General features: G+C 32.5%; 18 protein-coding genes. 12 read left to right on the top strand and 6 right to left on the bottom strand.

Annotated features, from left to right (window positions below):
- The first annotated feature begins 83 nt into the window (after nucleotides 1-83).
- From mreC to rodA, 4 genes are read left to right on the top strand one after another with little or no spacing between them, the layout of a single operon-like run.
- Nucleotides 84-908 (top strand): rod shape-determining protein MreC, encoded by an 825-nt coding sequence (gene mreC, locus PQ463_RS20200; protein ID WP_111426075.1) that lies wholly within the window; start codon nucleotides 84-86, stop codon nucleotides 906-908.
- The gene (locus PQ463_RS20195) at nucleotides 901-1,407 is read left to right on the top strand and encodes a hypothetical protein (protein WP_008466524.1); all 507 of its coding nucleotides are present in this window, start codon (nucleotides 901-903) and stop codon (nucleotides 1,405-1,407) included. The genes mreC and PQ463_RS20195 overlap by 8 nt, the downstream gene beginning before the upstream one ends.
- Nucleotides 1,404-3,380 carry a penicillin-binding protein 2 gene (mrdA, locus tag PQ463_RS20190; RefSeq protein ID WP_274255217.1) on the top strand — a complete coding sequence of 659 codons (1,977 nt, stop codon included), beginning with the start codon at nucleotides 1,404-1,406 and terminating at the stop codon, nucleotides 3,378-3,380. Before PQ463_RS20195 ends, mrdA begins: the two co-directional genes overlap by 4 nt.
- Before the next feature lie 15 nt (nucleotides 3,381-3,395).
- Complete coding sequence (rodA, locus tag PQ463_RS20185; RefSeq protein WP_111379481.1) at nucleotides 3,396-4,631, top strand: rod shape-determining protein RodA; 1,236 nt, start codon at nucleotides 3,396-3,398, stop codon at nucleotides 4,629-4,631.
- 261 nt (nucleotides 4,632-4,892) lie between these two features.
- Here the strand turns inward: rodA and PQ463_RS20180 are convergent, their stop codons facing one another.
- The 6 genes from PQ463_RS20180 to xrtF form a co-directional block, all read right to left on the bottom strand.
- A complete protein-coding gene (locus PQ463_RS20180) occupies nucleotides 4,893-5,573 on the bottom strand; it encodes a DedA family protein (protein ID WP_274255216.1) in 681 nt (226 codons plus the stop codon).
- 134 nt (nucleotides 5,574-5,707) lie between these two features.
- Complete coding sequence (locus PQ463_RS20175; RefSeq protein ID WP_111379484.1) at nucleotides 5,708-6,049, bottom strand: heavy-metal-associated domain-containing protein; 342 nt, start codon at nucleotides 6,047-6,049, stop codon at nucleotides 5,708-5,710.
- A gap of 30 nt (nucleotides 6,050-6,079) precedes the next feature.
- Nucleotides 6,080-8,086, bottom strand: coding sequence for a TonB-dependent receptor plug domain-containing protein (locus PQ463_RS20170; RefSeq protein ID WP_274255215.1), 2,007 nt, complete (start codon nucleotides 8,084-8,086; stop codon nucleotides 6,080-6,082).
- A 119-nt stretch (nucleotides 8,087-8,205) separates the two neighbouring features.
- Nucleotides 8,206-8,604, bottom strand: a complete 399-nt coding sequence (locus tag PQ463_RS20165) for an HYC_CC_PP family protein (RefSeq protein WP_274255214.1) — start codon at nucleotides 8,602-8,604, stop codon at nucleotides 8,206-8,208.
- A 46-nt stretch (nucleotides 8,605-8,650) separates the two neighbouring features.
- Nucleotides 8,651-9,097 (bottom strand): exosortase F system-associated membrane protein, encoded by a 447-nt coding sequence (locus PQ463_RS20160; RefSeq protein WP_274255213.1) that lies wholly within the window; start codon nucleotides 9,095-9,097, stop codon nucleotides 8,651-8,653.
- Nucleotides 9,087-9,623 carry an exosortase family protein XrtF gene (xrtF, locus tag PQ463_RS20155; protein ID WP_274255212.1) on the bottom strand — a complete coding sequence of 179 codons (537 nt, stop codon included), beginning with the start codon at nucleotides 9,621-9,623 and terminating at the stop codon, nucleotides 9,087-9,089. The genes PQ463_RS20160 and xrtF overlap by 11 nt, the downstream gene beginning before the upstream one ends.
- 70 nt (nucleotides 9,624-9,693) lie before the next feature.
- On the opposite strand from xrtF, the gene PQ463_RS20150 reads away from it, so the two are divergent.
- The 8 genes from PQ463_RS20150 (at nucleotide 9,694) to PQ463_RS20115 (ending at nucleotide 20,356) form a co-directional block, all read left to right on the top strand.
- A complete protein-coding gene (locus tag PQ463_RS20150; RefSeq protein WP_274255211.1) occupies nucleotides 9,694-10,149 on the top strand; it encodes an XrtF-associated fRMsr-like GAF protein in 456 nt (151 codons plus the stop codon).
- A 33-nt stretch (nucleotides 10,150-10,182) separates the two neighbouring features.
- Nucleotides 10,183-10,878: a toxin-antitoxin system YwqK family antitoxin gene (locus PQ463_RS20145; RefSeq protein ID WP_274255210.1), complete on the top strand. Its 696-nt coding sequence runs from the start codon at nucleotides 10,183-10,185 to the stop codon at nucleotides 10,876-10,878.
- A gap of 176 nt (nucleotides 10,879-11,054) precedes the next feature.
- Nucleotides 11,055-11,321 (top strand): 30S ribosomal protein S15, encoded by a 267-nt coding sequence (rpsO, locus tag PQ463_RS20140; RefSeq protein WP_008466503.1) that lies wholly within the window; start codon nucleotides 11,055-11,057, stop codon nucleotides 11,319-11,321.
- Between the two features lie 179 nt (nucleotides 11,322-11,500).
- Nucleotides 11,501-13,645, top strand: a complete 2,145-nt coding sequence (locus PQ463_RS20135; protein WP_111426066.1) for a polyribonucleotide nucleotidyltransferase — start codon at nucleotides 11,501-11,503, stop codon at nucleotides 13,643-13,645.
- 261 nt (nucleotides 13,646-13,906) lie between these two features.
- Complete coding sequence (locus PQ463_RS20130; RefSeq protein WP_274255209.1) at nucleotides 13,907-14,707, top strand: hypothetical protein; 801 nt, start codon at nucleotides 13,907-13,909, stop codon at nucleotides 14,705-14,707.
- Between the two features lie 19 nt (nucleotides 14,708-14,726).
- Nucleotides 14,727-17,489 carry a TonB-dependent receptor gene (locus PQ463_RS20125; protein ID WP_274255208.1) on the top strand — a complete coding sequence of 921 codons (2,763 nt, stop codon included), beginning with the start codon at nucleotides 14,727-14,729 and terminating at the stop codon, nucleotides 17,487-17,489.
- A gap of 18 nt (nucleotides 17,490-17,507) precedes the next feature.
- Nucleotides 17,508-18,680 carry a DUF4249 domain-containing protein gene (locus PQ463_RS20120; RefSeq protein WP_274255207.1) on the top strand — a complete coding sequence of 391 codons (1,173 nt, stop codon included), beginning with the start codon at nucleotides 17,508-17,510 and terminating at the stop codon, nucleotides 18,678-18,680.
- Nucleotides 18,681-18,751: 71 nt separating this feature from the next.
- On the top strand, nucleotides 18,752-20,356 hold the full coding sequence (locus PQ463_RS20115) for a hypothetical protein (protein ID WP_274255206.1): 1,605 nt from the start codon (nucleotides 18,752-18,754) through the stop codon (nucleotides 20,354-20,356).
- Nucleotides 20,357-20,513: the final 157 nt, after the last annotated feature.

Here is a 20,513-nt window from a genome sequence, read left to right as displayed (position 1 = left end):
ATAAGGGTCAAATTACAACCTTTTGACCCTTGTAAAAACTGAAACCTTTAAGCATATCCTGAAACAAAATAACCAGACAAGAAATGCAGCAAATATTTAATTTCCTTATAAGAAACAGTAATCGATTGCTGTTTTTGCTGCTTTTAGGTATTTCGTTAGGACTCACGATTCAATCTCATTCTTACCACAGAAGCAAAATAATCAGTTCTGCAAATTTCTTAAGCGGAGGTGTTTATGAAAAAATCAATCGTGTTAATGAATACATGAATTTAAGAGCTGAAAACGACGAACTTGTACTTGAGAACGCAAGATTAAAAAGTCTTTTATTCAACAAAGAAGACACATCAAAATTGCCTTTACCTGATACCATTAAAGGGGTAAAACCTGCCGACATCATTGTATCAAAAGTAATTCATAACACATATAGCACACACGAAAACTTTCTTACTTTAAACTCTGGATCTAACGAAGGTGTTAAACCAGATATGGGGGTAATAAACAGTTTAGGAATTGTGGGTATCATAGATGATACGTCTCCAAGATATTCTACCGTTGTGAGTATTTTGAACATGAAATCCAGAATTAATGCCAAGCTAAAAAAATCAAATCATTTTGGTTCTTTAACATGGGATGGAAAAAGCACTGGATTTGTACAGCTAAGAGATGTCCCGAGATTAGCTTCAGTTAAAAAAGGAGATACAATTGTAACAGGAGGACAATCTGTAATTTTCCCTGAAGGAATCAACATTGGAACCGTTGAAACGATTTACAAAGAGACCCAAACAAGTTTTTATGTTATAAAAGTTAAACTTTTTAACGACATGACAAACTTAGGACACGTTTACATTATCAAGAGCAAAGACAGAGAGGAACTTATTAATTTAGAAAACAAAGAAAAAAATGAATAGCGCTCTGTTAGTCAATATTTTTCGATTTATTATGTTACTGGCAATTCAGATTGTTATTTTCAACAATATGAATTTCTTGGGATATATAAGTCCGTTTCCGTATATCTTGTATATCATTCTTTACCCAGTAAACAGCAATAAAGCTGGATTAATTATCTCAAGCTTTTTCTTAGGACTAATCATGGACATGTTCTGCAATTCTGGAGGAATACATGCCACTGCGTGCGTTATTTTAGCTTATTACAGGCCTTATATTTTTAAATTTTCTTTTGGTTTAAGTTATGAGTATCAAACCATTAAACTGAATGAATCTTTAACACCAGAACGATTTTCATTTATACTGGTTTCGGTTCTAATGCATCATATTGTACTGTTTGTTTTAGAAGCCTTCCAGTTTAAATTTATCTGGGACATTTTGCTTCGAACCTTATTTAGTTCTATCTTTACTATAATCACCTCAATAATAATAATTTATCTTATTAAGCCCAATAAACGATGAGAAAAGTCTTGCTGCCCACTATAATTATTATTGCAGCGTCTTTGCTAGTGATTAGGATTTTTTACCTGCAGATTATTGATGATTCTTTTAAACTGAAATCAGAAAATAATGCAATAAAAAAAGTATATGACTACCCTGAAAGAGGTTATATTTATGATCGTAACGGAAAACTCCTTGTTGCGAATCAGGCTTCTTATGATATCATGGTTATTCCAAGAGACATAAAAAAGGACCTAAATATTGCTGAATTTTGCGCTCTTCTGAATATTACTGAAGAGGAATATCATAAACGTATTGAAAAAGCAAAAGTATATAGCCCAAGGCTTCCGTCTGTATTTTTATCTCAGTTAAACAAAAACGAATTTGCTGCTTTTCAGGAGAAAATCAGAAAATATGATGGTTTTTATTTCCAAAAAAGATCACTTCGTGACTACGAAGTAGATTACGGAGCAAATATTTTTGGTTTTATTACTCAGGTAAACGAAAAACAAATCGAAAAGAATCCGTACTATAACAGTGGTGATTTAATTGGAAAGCAAGGTGTAGAAGAAAGCTACGAAGAGATTTTACGCGGAATAAAAGGTGTAAAATACATTCAGAAAGACAAATACAATCGAGAAATTGGCCCTTATAAAGAAGGGAAGTACGATACAATTGCCGTTGCTGGAGAGGACATTAATTTAACGATCGATGCTGAACTTCAAAAATATGGCGAGGAATTGATGATTAATAAGCGAGGAGGAATTGTTGCTATTGAACCTAAATCTGGAGAAATTCTAGCATTGGTTACAGCTCCTTCTTATGATCCTGGTATTTTAGTAGGGCGTCAAAGATCTAAAAACTACACACTTTTATATCACGATTCTATTGCAAAACCTTTATATGACAGAGGGCTTTTAGCAGAGTATCCTCCAGGTTCTCCATTTAAAATCCTTACTGGTTTGGTTGCACTTCAAGAAGGTGTTGTAAATGAACAAACTACTTTCATGTGTCATCACGGATTTAGTTATGGTGGAGGCCGTTTTATGAAATGCCACGGTTTTGGCCCACATCAATTGCATAACGGAATTTACAATTCTTGCAACACTTATTTTGGCCAAGCCTATATGCTGACAATTAATAAATACAAAGACCCCGGTCAAGCTGTGGATGTTTGGAGCAGCCACATAAAAAGTTTTGGTTTAGGTCAGTTTATGGGGTACGATTTGCCTACTGGAAAAAGAGGAAATATTCCGACTTCTAAAACGTATAAAAGAATCTATCCTAACGGCGGATGGAGAAGCTCAACGATTGTCTCTAATGCAATTGGTCAGGGAGAGGTTTTAATGACACCTATTCAATTGGCCAACATGATGGCAACCGTTGCCAATCAGGGTTATTATTATACTCCTCACATCATTAAAAAAATTGAGGGCGAAAAAATTGATGAAAAGTTCACTACAAAACATGTGACTACGATTGATCAAAAGTATTTCCCACCGGTTATCAGCGGATTATTTGATGTATATAACAAAGGTACCGCTTATGCTCTAAGAGTGGAGGGAATCGATATTTGCGGAAAAACAGGTACTGCTGAGAACTTTGCTAAAATAAACGGAAAAAGAACACAGCTTAAAGACCACTCTATATTTGTTGCTTTTGCCCCAAAAGACAATCCAAAAATTGCTATTGCTGTTATGATTGAGAATGGAGGTTTTGGAGCAACAGTTGCAGGTCCGATTGCGAGTTTAATGATTGAAAAATATCTAAGAAAGAAAATTACAAGAACCGATCTAGAAGTAAGAGTATTAAATAAAAGCTTACTTTCTGAATATGCTAAAGTAGGCGGAATAAGTGATGCTGTTAAAATTGAATCTGTACCAAAAGATTCTGTTTTACAAGCAAAAATTATAAAACCAAAAGCACCAGCAGCCGTAACAGCACCTAAAACGGAAGTTAAAAAAACAGCAGTAGACACAACTAAGAAAAACTAAGAAAGATTATTTCAAATGAAAAATCAAAGTGTAAAAAATAATATTGATTGGATAAGTGTCTTTATCTACATTGCGCTGGTAACTTTAGGTTGGCTGAATATTTATTCGTCTTCTTTATTATCTACCGATGGAACGTACCAAAAACAGCTGATTTTTATCTGCTGTACTATTCCATTGATATTTGTTGTGCTTTTTGTTGATGGTAAATTTTACGAAAAATATGCGAGCATCATCTTTGGAGTTTCCTTACTGTCTCTTGCAGGATTATTCCTTTTCGGAAAAACCATAGCAGGACAGCGATGCTGGTACGCTATAGGGAGTTTTACTTTACAGCCATCTGAGTTTGCAAAAGCCGCAACTTCTCTAGCATTGGCCAAATATTTGAGTGACACACAAATCAACTTAAAAGAAACCAATAGGCAAATCCAAGCTTTGGCTATTATGCTATTACCTGTAATATTGATTTTACCACAGCCAGATCCTGGAAGTGCTTTAATTTATAGCGCATTCATTCTTGTTTTATACAGAGAAGGTTTGCCTTCTTGGTATGTATGGACGGCATTTATAACCATTACACTTTTCGTTCTTACTTTAGTTTTAGAACCATACGCTGTTATCGGAATGGCATTTGTCGTGTTAGCCATTATACATTTTAAAGGCAGAGTAGTTGATAGAAATATCATTTTAAGCGGAATTTTATTAGTCCTAATATCTGGATTTGTTTTCTCTGTTGATTATGTATTTGACAACGTTTTCAAACAGCACCACAGAGACCGTTTCAATATTTTACTTGGTAAAACTGTAGACATGAAAGGTATTGGATACAATACCAACCAATCTGAGATTGCTATTGGTTCTGGAGGATGGCTTGGAAAAGGTTTTCTTGAAGGTACGCAAACCAAAGGAGGATTTGTACCTGAGCAGCACACCGATTATATCTTTACCACTGTTGGTGAAGAATGGGGTTTTGCAGGTTCATTAGTAGTGATTCTACTTTTTACAGGTCTGCTTCTTAGGGTTATTTATTTGGCAGAAAGACAGAAAACTAAGTTCAGCCGGGTTTACGGATATTGTGTCGCCGCAATTCTCTTTATCCATTTCTTTGTAAACATTGCGATGGTAATTGGTATTTTCCCAACAATCGGGGTTCCTCTGCCCTTCTTTTCATATGGAGGTTCTGGACTCTGGGGATTCACTATTTTGCTGTTTATTTTCCTTAAAATGGATGCCAACAAAGTAAATGAATGGTAAGATCAAAATTGTTAATTGTTAATTGTTAATTGTTAATTGTTACATACAATTTCTCGAAATTTTTACTTCAAACTAACATACAATAATTTCATTCTAACAACATACCCACGGTTTTAACCGCGGGAACACAATAAAATTCACATTTCGTTCAATCATAAACGTGTTATGAAATGCGGGAATTGATTTTTATAAAATATCAATCAAGTATGATAATAAAAAAAATCCGAAGTTTTCACTTCGGATTTTTTTATGCTTGTTAAATTATATCTCTTCGTGTGGTCTCTTTTTTAAAAGTTTTAATAGAACTGGAAAAGTTGAGATTATAATGATTATGATAATAATGTATTCAATGTGTTTCTTTAAATCTATTCCTTGCTTTAAGAAAACGCCGTATAGATAATGTCCTGCAAAAATTAGAATAAATGACCAGAGGAAAGAACTCAAGATATTATAAAACATAAATTTCTTTCTGTCCATCGAAACAATTCCAGCAACAATTGGAGCAAACGTTCTGAAAATTGGCAAGAAGCGTGCATAAATAATTGCTTTTCCTCCATATTTTTCAAAAAAGTCTTTTGATTGAAGCAGATATTTTTTCTTAAACCAGAAAGTGTCTTCTTTTTTGAATAAATAATAACCGCTTTTTGCACCAAACCAATAACCAGTCATGTTACCCAAAACCCCCATTATAGCAACTGCTGTAGCAAGCAGAAATACATTTAAAAAATCATTTGGAATAAAAGCAACATTTTCAATTAAATCACGACTGTAAATACCTGCTAAGAAAAGTAAACTATCTCCAGGCAGAAAAAAGCCTGCAAAAAGTCCTGTCTCAGCAAAAACTATAAACAGAACGATAAACAACCCAATCTGAAAACCTCCGACGCTTAAAGTAATATAAAATTCAGGGTTTAGTAACTGAGTCCATTCAAAATTATTCATAAATGTGATTGGTTATTTTTTATAGTTCGTGAAAGTAACAATAATTTACCTTAACCACAATAAAATGCGGTATTTTAAACATAAATTAACTATTAAAAAAAGCCCAAACTAATTGTCTGGGCTTCTCTGCATAATTATTCTCTTACATACTTACAACAGCTATGAAGGTTGTCATAATCTTCAGTTGTTGCTTTAACTTCTTTAGTATCATGACCTGCCTTTGCAATTGCTTTGTTCAAATCTGCAGGAGAACATTTCTCTTCATTTAAAATAACCGAAAGCTGGTGCGAACCAACATCCCAAGTCGCCGTTTTTACTCCCGGAACGCCATAAGCCGCTTTTTCAATTCGTTTTTTACATTGTTCGCAGTTACCGTTTACTTCTGTGGTATATTTTAAATTCTTATTTTTTTTAGTTTGAGCCTGAGCCGAAAATCCTAAAAAAACCATCATTGCGATTAAAACTATTTTATTCATTGCTTTTAATTTTTATTATTATTCAAATTGTTATTTAATTTTAAATCTAAGTCCCGCATAATACATCTGCCCAAAAATTGGTGCGTATGCAATTGATGCATCAAAATTAGGTCCAAAAGGATCGTTGGCTCCTAAAATTGCTTTTTCTTGTCTATAATTTCCAATATTTTCTCCTCCTACATACACTTCAAAAACTGAAGAAAAAACACGGGTTACTTGCGCATTCATTACAGCATAAGCAGGCGAAAAATCTGGAAACTGATCTGCTGAAGGATTTGAAGCCGTATATGGCAATTGTTGTTTTCCTGACCAATTATAAGTAAAATCAAACCTCCACTGTTTATTATCATTCATCGTTGTTTCATATTCTAAATTTCCTAAGAAACGATGTTTAGCCTGAAGCGGACGCTGGAATGTCCCTCTCAAATAATCGGTCTGAATGTCATAATATTTGTAAGCTGTTCTTAAATTCAAATTGTGAATCAATTCGTAATTGAACTCAACCTGAAGGCTATTTGCAAAAGAACTTCCTTTCAAATCGTAAAACAACACTTGTTGCGGACTTTGCATCACATCTACAACTGCCTGATTTTGGAAATCGGTTCTATAAAGATCAAAACCTGCGTCGGCATTTCTGTTGAAAAGACGGAATTTTTGAGAAAAACTTACTCCATAATTCCAAGCAATTTCAGGATTCAAACCGTATATTTTTCCGTTAGAATCTAAGATTGAAAAAGTTCTTGAACTGGCAAAAAGCTGCTGATTCTCGGCAAAGATATTAGCAGAACGCTTTCCTCTTCCTGCAGAAAAACGAACTACTCCGTTTTTCCAAGGATTATATCTCATGTGCAATCTTGGCGTAACAAAAACTCCTAATCGGTTATGATTGTCAACTCGTCCTCCTAAAATCAAACTGAAATTATCTGTATTATCGTAAGTATATTCAAAGAAAGCACCAACTGAGTTATCAATTCTGCTTACATCTGTCAGGTTCACAAATTCCTGATATTGATCATAAGTAAAATTCAGACCAGTTGAAAACTTATGCATCGTATTATTGATGATCGAATTGAAAATCAAATTAGAATAAAAACTATTCTGCTTGATATCATATTGATTTAAACCATAATAAGAATCCTGTTTATGACTGTTAAAGGCATTTTGAAAACCGATACTTTGGTAAGGCATATCTTTAAATACATATCCTATTTTTGTCGAAACATCAAAACGTTCAGTATTAATTTCTGAACCCCAATAATTGGTTGTGCCACGATCACGATCTTTATCAAAATTAACTTCTCCAGTTTGTTTTTTATCGTTCATGTATCTGAAATTGATAAAACTTACTAAACCACTCTCTGGATTGTAATATTGATAACGATTTAAAACATTGATTTGTTTTCCTAGAGGATTGTCAAGAAAACCATCTTTGTTCATATCATTTTTTGCCACACGCGCATTTCCGTGAACAAATAAGCTGGTTGCCCATTTGTCTGATAATTTCTTATTGAAATGTGTGTTTAATTCAAAACGAGAATCGGTAGAACCATAAGCATTCAGAAAGAAAGGAATATCATTTAAAGGTTTTAAAAGCTCTGTATTAATCTGGCCAGAAATACTTTCGTAACCATTTATAACACTCCCCGCTCCTTTCGTGATTTGAACACTTTCAATCCAAGTTCCAGGTGTAAAGGACAAACCATACGCTTGAGACGCTCCTCTTACAGAAGGAATATTTTCTTCTGTTATCATTAAATACGGACTAGTTAAACCAAGCATTTTGATCTGCTTAGTTCCCGTTAAAGCATCAGAAAAATTAACATCGATTGACGGATTGGTTTCAAAACTTTCAGCTAGATTACAACAAGCTGCCTTAAGCAGTTCTTTACTGGTAATTACAGATGTATTGGCTGTTACTGTGAAGGATTTTTTAATTCCTTTTTGCTTTTTAGTAATTTTTACTTCCTGTAGATCTTCTTGTGAAAAAACAGAGAAAGAAAGCAAAATCATTGCAAAAAGCATTATATTTTTTTGCATAAAAAATTGATTTTAATGTTGAAATAGAATTACATTTTTGATGTTTTTCAAAAACAAAAACTATCAAAATGTAAATACAAAGTCTTGACTAAGACTTGCATTGCATCTTAACATTAAAATCAGGAATAGAAAATATACTGATGGTATAATTTAAATAAGGGGGGCGCATTCGCATCAGCGTAATACGAAAGAACTTCTTTCTTTTTAAAAGTTGGAACTTCTAAAAAGACTAAAGGCTTATAATCTTGTACAACTGCTGGGAAAGCAAATTGAAAAAAGAAGAATTTGATTGTTGCATTGTCTGATTTCTTTTCAAAATGAACAACTTTATCTTTACAGCAAGAGTTTTCTTTCTCTTTAGAGCCGCAACATTTCTTTTCAACAACAGGTTCTGCCGTAGTTTTTAAAGAAACCGAAGCAATTTCTCCGCCACAATAATGTACGTCAAAAGCAAACCCAATATTGGAGACCAATAAAAGGAACGCTAAAAATAGACCTGTACACTTTTTCAAATTCATACTGCAAAGCTATTTAAAAACCGCATAAAAAAAACCTAAACAAATGTTATTTTTTAGTTTTTTGAAGCTGATAGTAAAATCCAGGAATAAATAATAGCACTAAAATAGGCTGAATCAAAAATCGACGCACATAAAATAGAAGCCAGCTTCCGTCTGGAAAATATTCGAGAATAATATAAAATGCAATTAAAAACAAGGCCAAAAAAAAGCCGTATACAAATAGACTGAATTTAAAAATATCTCGATTTTGAAACAAAACGAAAATAAGCAAAAGTGATAACGCCGAATTTAAAAAATACCGAAAAAAAAGCCCTGCAAAAAGCTTAAATTTTTCAACTGGAGGATATGGTATCGAATGAAAATCAGCGCTGAAATATGACAGAAAAGGATCATAAAACATTTTACTTTCAAATGTCCTAATCAATGCAAAACCTAGTACAACAACAATTGCAACAAAGATTTTTAACTTATTCTCTTTTAATTTATTTAGCATATTTTGAAAATCTATTGATCCAGAAAATCCATAAAACAAAAACATATCCGTAAATCATCAGAGGAAAAAAAGTTCCATGCAGAAAACGGGTATATTGCGGAAAGTGATACACAAGCACAATCAGAAGCGAAATCCTAATGACATTTAGAATATAAATGGATATAAGTCCAAAGATTATAAATAATAGTGTCTTTTTCAAATTTCCAGAAAAAGCCGCTACAAACGATACAAAAAGTATCATTACACTTACTGCATTACAGCCTTCGGTTATGTGTGCTATAAATCTGCCATTTAAAATGATATCCTGCCACGGATTTTGTGAATTTTTCTGAATTATTACATCATAATCAAAAAGCTTCAGCAATTGTTCTGAATTTCTTCCAGAAATCACGGTTATAGCATCAAGATCTTCCGCCTGATAACTGTTTAAATAAAATTTATAAAGAATTGTAAAGACAATATATGTCAGAAAAAAAATGCTTATAAAAATCAGGAATGGCTTAAACTGGACTAAATATTTTTTCAAGAGATTTTTTTTTCAAATTTATATATTTTTTGAGTTCAGCTTTAAATACTTTTGTATAAAATTTAATATCATGACATTTCAAGAATTACAACCACAGATAACCAGCATTATTGCTGACATTCAAAAAAATAGAGACGAAAAATTATTTGCAGTTTGCAAGCTTTTAAACGAAAACGTAGAATATTATAACTGGGTTGGTTTTTATTTTGCAAATCACGACACTAAAACGCTACACTTAGGACCTTACGTTGGAGCAGAAACAGATCATACCGTTATCCCGTTCGGAAAAGGAATCTGCGGTCAGGTTGCCGAAAGCAATGCTAATTTTGTAGTACCTGACGTTAAAGCGCAAGACAATTATATTGCCTGCAGTTTAACAGTAAAATCTGAAATCGTAGTGCCTCTTTTTGTTAATGGAGTAAATATTGGCCAAATTGATATTGACAGCCACGTTATTGATCCGTTTACAGAAGCTGACGAAAGATTTTTAGAATTTGTAAATCAAGAAGTTGCTAAATTATTCTAGAAGAACTATTTTTAAGATAAAAAATAGAACTGAATGAAAAGAAACATCTTCATCTTATTGCTTCTGATAATTTCAGTTAATCTGTCTGCGCAAATTAGCATGATGTCTAAAAAAATCTTTTTAGATTCTTTAAATCGTGAATGCACACCAGAAAATTATGCTTACACAAGAGTAATTACCAATTATTCGCAGAAAAGTATCCGTTATGTTGTTACTGATTTCTACAAAAATGGAAGAAAAAAAATGACAGGATCAACCTTGGATAGAGATGTTTTAAAAAAAGACGGAGAGTTTATTTGCTATTATAAAAATGGTACAAAAGAATCTGTTATAAATTATTCTGAAGATCATAAAACGGGCAAAGAGATTAGCTGGTATGAAAATCAGGGTAAAAAATGTGAAAAACAAAATATTTGGGATCCAAAAACAAAAAAGCTCCAGACGCTGATCCTTAATTGCTGGGATGAAAATAAAAATCAAACCGTAACGGACGGAAATGGAGATTATGAAGAAAGAGATCAATTTGTTAACCAAAAAGGAGCAATTAAAGACGGATTGAAACAAGGCTATTGGGAAGGAAGTGACATTTTACGAAAGATTACGTTTGTTGACAATTACGACAGAGGCGTTTTAATTTCGGGAGTAAGCACAGATGCTAACAATGTCAAATTTTCTTATTCTTCTTTAAGTGAAAAACAATTAGGGAAAAAAGCTCAGAAAATAAAGTAAGGAACAACTGAAATCAGACAGAAAAAAGCGAATGTAAATTGTTAAAAATAACTTTCTTAGCCCTAATTTTTAGATTCTTTTATTTTTTTTTGATTTTTCTGTTTTTTTAATCTAATTTTGCACCCGTCTTACAAAAGTTGTATTGACATACATAAAAATCATTAAATAATATTGGAATGTATTTAACTAAAGAAAAGAAAGAAGAAATCTTCGCACAACACGGTGGTGCAACAAACACTGGAAGCGCAGAAGGTCAAATCGCGTTGTTCACTTACAGAATTTCTCACTTAACTGAACACTTGAAAAAAAATCGTCACGATTACAACACTGAGCGTTCTCTTGTCCTATTAGTAGGTAAAAGAAGAGCTTTGTTGGACTACTTGAAAAAGAAAGATATCAACAGATATCGTGAGATTATCAAAGTATTGAATATCAGAAAATAATCAATATAGAAAAGAGGTGCGAGAGTGCCTCTTTTTGTTTTTACATTACAGCTATTTATAATAAGCACGTTACAAGAAAAAAAGTTTGGTTTTTCATTGGGTTTTAGATAACAACAACTACACACAACAACAACTACAACACAACTAAAACCCATTGTATAATCAAAAAGGAAAAATTTATGATTCCACAAGTTTCACAAGAAATTATCGATTTAGGAGATGGAAGAAGCATCTCAATCGAGACTGGTAAATTAGCAAAACAAGCCGATGGTTCAGTTGTTGTACGTTTAGGAAACTGTATGCTTTTAGCAACGGCAGTTTCTGCAAGAACATCTAACCCAGGTGTTGACTTTTTACCATTAACGGTAGATTACCGCGAAAAATTTGCTGCTGCAGGACGTTTCCCAGGAGGATTTTTCAAAAGAGAAGCAAGACCAAGCGACAGTGAGGTATTAACAATGAGATTAGTTGACCGTGTTTTACGTCCTCTTTTCCCAGACGATTACCATGCTGAAACTCAGGTTATGATTCAATTAATGTCTCATGACGATAATGTTATGCCAGATGCATTAGCTGGTTTAGCAGCATCTGCAGCATTAGCTGTTTCTGACATTCCGTTTTACAACTTAATTTCTGAAGTACGTGTTGCTCGTATCGACGGAAAATTAGTAATCAACCCAAGCAGAGAAGAATTAGAAAAATCTGATATCGACATGATGATTGGAGCTTCTATGGATTCTGTTGCAATGGTTGAAGGTGAGATGAAAGAAATTTCAGAAGCTGAAATGGTTGAGGCAATTAAATTTGCACACGAAGCTATCAAAGTTCAAATTGTTGCTCAACAAAAATTAAGAGCAAAATTGAGCTCTCAAGAATACAGAACTTACGAAGGTGAAATTGAAGACGAAGCTGTTTACGCTAAAGTAAAAGCTGCTGCTTACGATAAATGCTATGCAATTGCACAAGAAGCTTCTGGAAAAGCAGAAAGAGGTGAAAAATTTGCAGCTGTAAAAGAAGAAGCAAAAGCTTTATTTACTGAAGAAGAATATGCTGAAAATGCAGATCTTGCAGGTTTAGTTGGAAAATACTTCTACAAAACAAACAAAGAAGCAGTTCGTAACGTAATTCTTGAAAAAGGAATTCGTCTAGATGGTAGAAAAACTACAGAGATCAGACCAATCTGGTGTGAGACTGATTATTTACCATCTGTACACGGATCTTCTTTATTTACACGTGGAGAAACTCAAGCTTTGGCAACAGTAACTTTAGGAACTTCTAAAGAAGCTAACCAAATTGATTCTCCATCTGAGCAAGGTGAAGAGAAATTCTACTTACACTATAACTTCCCTCCTTTCTCTACTGGTGAAGCAAAACCATTAAGAGGAACATCAAGAAGAGAAGTTGGTCACGGTAACTTAGCTCAAAGAGCTTTAAAAAATATGATCCCTGCAGATTGTCCTTATACAATTCGTGTTGTTTCTGAGGTTTTAGAATCTAACGGTTCTTCTTCTATGGCAACGGTTTGTGCTGGAACAATGGCCCTTATGGATGCTGGAGTTCAAATGACAAAACCAGTTTCTGGTATTGCTATGGGATTAATTACTGACGGTGAGAAATTTGCTGTATTGTCTGATATCTTAGGAGACGAAGATCACTTAGGAGATATGGACTTTAAAGTAACTGGAACTGCTGACGGTATTACGGCTTGCCAAATGGATATCAAAATCGAAGGATTACGTTATGACATTATGGAGCAAGCTTTGGCGCAAGCTCGTGATGGGCGTTTACACATTTTAGGTAAATTAACTGAAACTATTGCAACTCCAAGAGCAGAAGTTAAAGCTCATGCACCAAAAATCATTACTAGAACTATTCCTGGAAACTTTATTGGGGCATTAATCGGACCTGGAGGAAAAGTAATTCAAGAATTACAAAAAGCTACAGGAACTACAATTGTAATCAACGAAGTAGACGAACAAGGTGTAGTTGAAATTTTAGGAACTAATCCAGATGGTATCAAAGCAGTATTGGCTAAAATTGATGCCTTAACTTTCAAACCACAAGTTGGAGAAGCTTACGAAGTAAAAGTAATCAAGATGCTTGATTTTGGAGCTGTAGTAGAATATACTGCTGCACCAGGAAACGAAGTATTGCTTCACGTATCTGAGCTAGCTTGGGAACGTACAGAAAATGTTGCCGATGTTGTTAAAATGGGAGATGTTTTCCAAGTGAAATACTTAGGAGTTGACCCTAAAACTAAAAAAGAAAAAGTGTCTAAAAAAGCACTTGTTCCAAGACCTCCACGTGAGGAGAAAAAAGAGTAATCAGATCTTAGTTTACTAAAGGTTTATTCATAAAAAACCCCAATTCATTTATTTGAATTGGGGTTTTTAAGTTTTTACAACTACTTTTCAATCTAAAACCACATAGTTAAAACACTAAACTACAACGTTTTCAAGAAACACATTGTAGGATAAATAATGCTGTTGGTTTAAAAATCAATGTTGTTGGTTTAATTTATTTTTTAAAGGACTGTCATTAACATAGTTTTATATGGAAAATAGCTACACAAAAACAAATTATTGATGAGAAAGAGTATTGCAATGTCAAGAATAAAAACACTATTATTTATCATCTCTTTTAAATTCAAACTCTATTATAAAAGCCAACCATTGAAAATCACAAATTACTCAACAGTAATTTTCATCCTACTATTAATTTCAATCAACAGTTTTTCTCAAACTAATGAAAAAAAAGAAGTCTCCAATTATTTTGACAAAATAGTTGACGGAGAGATCTTAAACATTAACAACGGCAAAATTCATATTGATCCTTATAATTTAAAGAACAGCCACAACTATTATTCAAATAAAAACTTTGTCAAAGGATCTGTTTTTTATGACAATCAGTTATACGAAAACATCTTGATAAAGTATGACATATACAAAGACCAGCTTGTTAAGTCATTCGAAAACATGAGTACTTTCGGCATAACACTCATAAATGAAAAAACTGATTATTTTATAATTGGAGATAAGAGATTTATCAATATTGACAATAAGTACAAATATCCGAAGGCCATTACTGGCTTTTTTGAAGAAAAATATTTAGGTAAAAATATCTCCTTATACATTAAGCACACTAAAACAGCTAAGGAAACAATTAGCGAAACTGCTTTATATACAGAATTCAAAGAATACACTAATTACCAACTACTTTATAATTCAAAATTTGCATCTGTAAATACGCGAAAAGAAATCCTTGAAATATTTCCTCTATTAAAAAAAGAAATAAAAGATTTTTACAAAAAAAATAAAATTCTGGAAGAGACAAATCCATACCAATTCAAAGCAGATTTAATAAAATTTATTGACATCAATTTATAAGCTCTATTCTAAAATCTAAATGAAAAAACACTTCATCATCTATTTATTTTTTTTACTGCCAATTTTTCTCTTTTCGCAAGAAAAAAATATTTCTATCAAATATTCAAATGTAACACGAAAGAAAGCTATTGAGATAGTCGAAAAAAATACTTCTTTTCATTTCTATTTTGAGGATCAGTGGCTATCTAATGATGAACTGATTTCTGGCGAATTCAGCAATACATCTATTTCAGTAGTTTTAGATGCTATTTTGAACAACACAACTATAAATTACATTATCGACAACAACAATATTATTCTAAGTAATGGGCTTTTAATCTCAAACATTATAACTGAGAAATATTTTGAAAATACTGATGATAAAAATGCTAATAAGGCTGCCAATTTGCAAATTGTTCCAATTTATAATAAACAGTATCTGAATGATTCCAAGAAAGATTCAGACTCTATTATTTCTCTAGGAAAACAGTCTTTGATAAACACATCTCAAACCTATACCCTTTCTGGTTATGTAAAAGACAGAATTTCAGGAAAGCCAGAACACAACATCACCATTAAAGTAAAAGACAAAGACATAAGCACAACAAGTGACGCAAACGGTTATTACAGTTTTAGAGTTCCCGCCGGAATCAATATAATTGAAACACAATCATTAAATCATCAATCAAAAGCTAAAAAGATTGTGCTTTATAGCAACGGAAAAGTTGATTTTAATTTAGACGAAAATGTAAATGCACTCAAAGAAGTTGTCATCGAAAATAAAAGAACCAAAAACACAGCTTCGGCAGTTGCAGGTCTTACAAGTATTAATGTCGAAAACATCAAAAACGTACCTTTAATTCTGGGTGAAAGAGATATTTTTAAAGTCGCAACAACACTTCCGGGGATAAAAACGGCAGGTGAAGGTTCTGCAGGCTTTAATGTGCGTGGAGGAAAAGATGATCAAAACTTGTTTTTACTTGACAACGCTTCTCTCTACAACCCATCTCACTTTTTGGGTTTCTTTTCTTCTGTAAATCCATTTACAACCAAAACAGCCGATATCTACAAAGGAAGTATTCCTGCTGAGTTTGGAGGACGCCTTTCTTCTGTTTTTGATATTAAATCTAAAGACGGAAATACCGAAAAAGTTTCTGGCGAAGCTGGAATTGGCCCTGTAATGAGTAATGTTACGCTTGAAATCCCGATAGTAAAAGGAAAATCAAGTTTGGTATTTGGCGGTAGAGCAAGTTATTCTGATTGGATTCTAAAAACTATTAAAGAACCTGAATTAGACAATAGTCAAGCTTCTTTTTATGATTTGCTTTTAAAATACAATCATCAAATCTCAAAAAAAGATGATCTTGAAACTTCCGTGTATTATAGTCACGACAAATACAGCATTAACTCAGATTCTATCTACAAATACAGCAACTTGTTAGCAACAGTAAAATGGGATCACGATTTCAATACAAAAAATAAATCTTCGCTAATTGTTACCAATAGCCAATATAAATTTAACATCGATTACGATTCTCAACCTGAAAAATCATTTGATTACGGCTATAAAATCAATGAGACTCAGTTTGTTTTTAAAATGAAATATGCTCTTAATGAAAAGCATTTATTCAATTACGGCATTAGCAGTAAATTATACAATGTTGAACCTGGCTTCCTCAAACCAAAAGGCAGCAACTCTGTAATTAAAGATCTCACACTTGAAAAAGAAAAAGCTTTAGAATCGGCTTTATTTTTTACCGAAAATTATAAAGTCAACGATAAGTTTTTAATCAATGTAGGTTTGCGCTATTCTTTATATTCTGCGCTTGGGCCTTCTAGCCAAAACATTTACCAAGATGACCAGCCTAAATCTGATAGAACTGTTGTTGACACCAAAACTTACTCCAATAATGAGTCTATAAAAACTTATGGCGGTTTTGAACCTAGAATTTCAGCTCGCTATTTTATACTGCCAGATTTATCGGTAAAAGCAAGTTTTGACAGAACATATCAATATATGCATTTACTGTCTACAAACACCACTCAATCTCCAATGGATGTGTGGAAACTTTCAGATTTAAATACTGAGCCACAATCTTCTAATCAATTCTCATTAGGGCTTTTCAAAAATATAATTGAAAAATCGTTAGAACTAAGCGTCGAAGGTTACTATAAGCGTTCAAAAAACATTCTAGACTATAAGGTCGGTGCCGAATTGTTTTTGAATGAAAACATAGAAACTGAACTTCTTCAAGGAGAAGGAAAAGCTTACGGCGTTGAATTTTTGATCAAGAAAGAAAAAGGAAATTTTAACGGATGGCTAAGTTATACTTATTCTCGTGCATTAATAAAACTCGACAGCAGATTTGACGCTGAAAAAATAAATAACGGCCAATATTTTCCAACTAATTATGACAAACCTCACGATTTTAGCGCTATCCTAAATTATAAATTCACGAAAAGATATAGTTTGTCAACCAATTTTGTTTACCAAACCGGCAGACCTGTCACTTTTCCAATTGGATCATATGACTTAACAGGAGAGCAATTTACTTTGTATAGCAATCGCAACCAATATAGAATTCCAGATTATTATAGATTAGATATTGGTCTTAATTTTGAAGGAAATCACAAAATAAAAAAACTCGCTCATAGTTTTTGGAACCTTTCAGTTTATAATGTTTTGGGACGAAATAACCCTTATAATGTTTATTTTGTTACTGAAGATAAAAAAATCAAGGCTTATAAAACCTCTATTTTTTCTGTTCCAATTCCGACAATCACTTACAATATTAAGTTTTAATTCATTTATCTCATGCATATGAATTTATCAATAATCAAAAAAACATCGTTGGCCTTTTTGGGATTTGCCTTTTTATCAAGTTGTACGGAACAATATGTGTATCAAAATCAAGATTTTGAAGATGCAATGAGTGTCGAAGCTACATTAACGAACGAATTAAAATATCAGGAAATAAACATTTCGCGAACAAGACTGGTTAACGATACAATAAAAAAACCTGAATCTGGAGCTAATGTTACTGTTGTTGATAGCGATGGAAATGTATTTAATTTTGACGAAAAAGATGGAAAATATATTTCTACTAATGAATTTAAAGTAGAACCAAACAAAAACTATCAATTAAAAATTACAACAAAATCTGGCAAATCCTATACTTCTTCACAGCAAGTTTTAACTACACAAAACACTATTGATCTAGAGGCAAAAGTGGCTGAAAAAGATGGCACACAAGGTGTTCAGATTAATGTTAAAAGTTTTGATCCAGCAAATACCTCTAAATATTATCGCTATGAATACGAGGAGACTTATAAAATACAAACTGTTTACAATACAACAGAACGTGTAGAATTAGTACCTTATCAAGGTAGTTTTAAAATGATCATAGTACCGGCCGAACCAAATACCCATATTTGCTACAGCACAAAACATTCGACTGGCATTATACAAACAAATACAAAAGATTTAACTGAAGACCGTGTAAACTTCCCAGTTCGCTTCATTGACAAATCAAATTATATAATCGCTTATCGTTATAGCATTTTGGTTTCTCAATATACCCAAAGTCAATCTGCTTATGATTACTATTATACATCAAAAAAAATGGTTGATTCAGGAGAATTGTTATCTCCAAATCAGCCCGGATACATTATCGGAAATATCAAATCAACTTCAGATTCATCAGAAAAAGTGGTTGGTTTCTTTGAAGTTGCCTCGGTTGCAAAAAAAAGAATCTTTTTCAATTTTACCGACATTTTCCCTTCAGATGATCCAACGACATTCTTTAGAAAATGCGAGCCCGAAGAAATCCAGTTTAGCGATATACCCTTTGACAATTATAAAGTACTCAGCACACATGTATATATAGGAGGAGGTCCGGGAATGGCTCCAACATCATACTGGATGGTTGAAAAACCATGCGGCGATTGTACAACATTTTCTTCTAACGTAATACCTTCATTTTGGGAAAATTAAAAATCAAGTTAGCTTTTCTACTGTTATTAGTAAATTTCACTTATAAAAGTAATGCTCAAAACAATATTATTTTGGGTACAGAATCAATATTGGTCAAAACTAACACCTCGACAATTCTAACTGGCGAAACATTGTACTATAAATTATACTGCTTAAATAAAACAACTGTGTTTTCAGATATTAGCGAAGTTGCATATTTAGAAGTAATTAACGATCGTAAAGAAAGTGTGTTTAAAACTAAAATTAGTTTAAAAAACGGAATTGGATCTGGGGATTATTTTATTCCAACAACATTAACAACAGGAAACTATAAACTTATTGCTTATACAAGCTGGATGTTAAACAATAGCCAGAATAATTTTTTTGAAAAAGATTTTACTATTATAAATCCATTTCAAGAGCACATCAATATGATTGTTGACAGCACTTCTAGCAAAGTTGACGTTTCTAAAAATGAAACCAAAAACTCATCTGAAAATATCCTTTTGAGCCTTAACAAAGAAAAGTATTCTAAAAGAGAAAAAGCTTCTCTTCTAATACCGAAAACATTGGATCAAGGGAATTATTTTCTAAATATCAGAAAAATAGATCTTATGCCTACAAACACAAATAACGAAACTATTAAGACTGATATCAATTTAAACCAAGACATAAAGATACTTCCAGAAACAAGAGGCGAAATTATAACCGGGTATCTAACTGCAAAAGTTGCAAATTCTAATTTAGATTCTAAAGTAGTTACATTATCTGTTCCTGGAAAAAATTTCATTTTCAAAACAACTAAAACAGATCACGACGGAAAATTCATTTTTTTAATAGACAAACAAACCAATACATCAGATTGTTATGTGCAGTTATCAGAATCTGATAAAGAAAATTATGCGATTGTAATAAATAAAACACTAAGTCCAGATTTATCAAACTTAATTTTCTCCAATAAAACTTCTATTTCTAGCAAAAATTTGAAAGCAATTCAAGAACGTTCCTTGGCAAGTCAAGTAGAAAACGTCTATTTCTCGCAAAAGAAAGACAGCCTTATTGAAACTGCAAATACAGATTTCTTTTTTCAACCTACCGAAAAAAAATATATTCTTGATGATTTTGAACGATTTAGAACGTTTAAAGAAACAATAATAGAAATTGTTATCGAACTTAACTTTAAAGATTACAATCAGATTCCTTCACTATATTTAAGTGATTCCAGATACAATATCGTACAATCTCCCGAGCCATGTCTTGTTTTGGTTGATGGTCTACAAATTCAGAATATAAATGCACTATTAAATTACAACGCTTATCAAATTGAAAGTATTAGCGTTGTTGATAGCCCTTATTGCTATGGACCAAAAATATTTAATGGAATTGTGAGCATTATTACAAAAAATAAAGATTTTGCCACTATTTACACAGATAAAAATATTTTAAAAACGACGATTTTAAGACCCGAACCTGCAAAAGTATATTTTGAACCAAAATATGAAACATCAAATACCCTTAGCCGAATTCCTGACTATAGATATCAATTGCTTTGGAAACCCAATATTGTTTTTAAAAATAGCGATATAACAATCCCTTTTTACACATCTGATATTTGTGGTGATTATGAAATCATCTTAGAAGGAATTACCGAAAAAGGAAAGTATGTTCATTTTTATAAAACATTCAAAACTGAGTAATCAGTCACATCTAAGTCTACTAAAACTTTATTTATAGCCCCCCAAATTCTCAACTGAATTGGGGCTTTTCAATTTAAAGAAACATTATTTTTTCAGATTTATTGATTTAAAAATTAAAAATAATTACAAATGATATTTAAGCCGAGTTTTAAGCTAA

Source organism: Flavobacterium sp. KACC 22763, from assembly GCF_028736155.1.
Classification (GTDB): domain Bacteria; phylum Bacteroidota; class Bacteroidia; order Flavobacteriales; family Flavobacteriaceae; genus Flavobacterium.
Note: the sequence above shows the minus strand (reverse complement) of the source record. Positions and strands in the feature narration are given on the sequence as shown.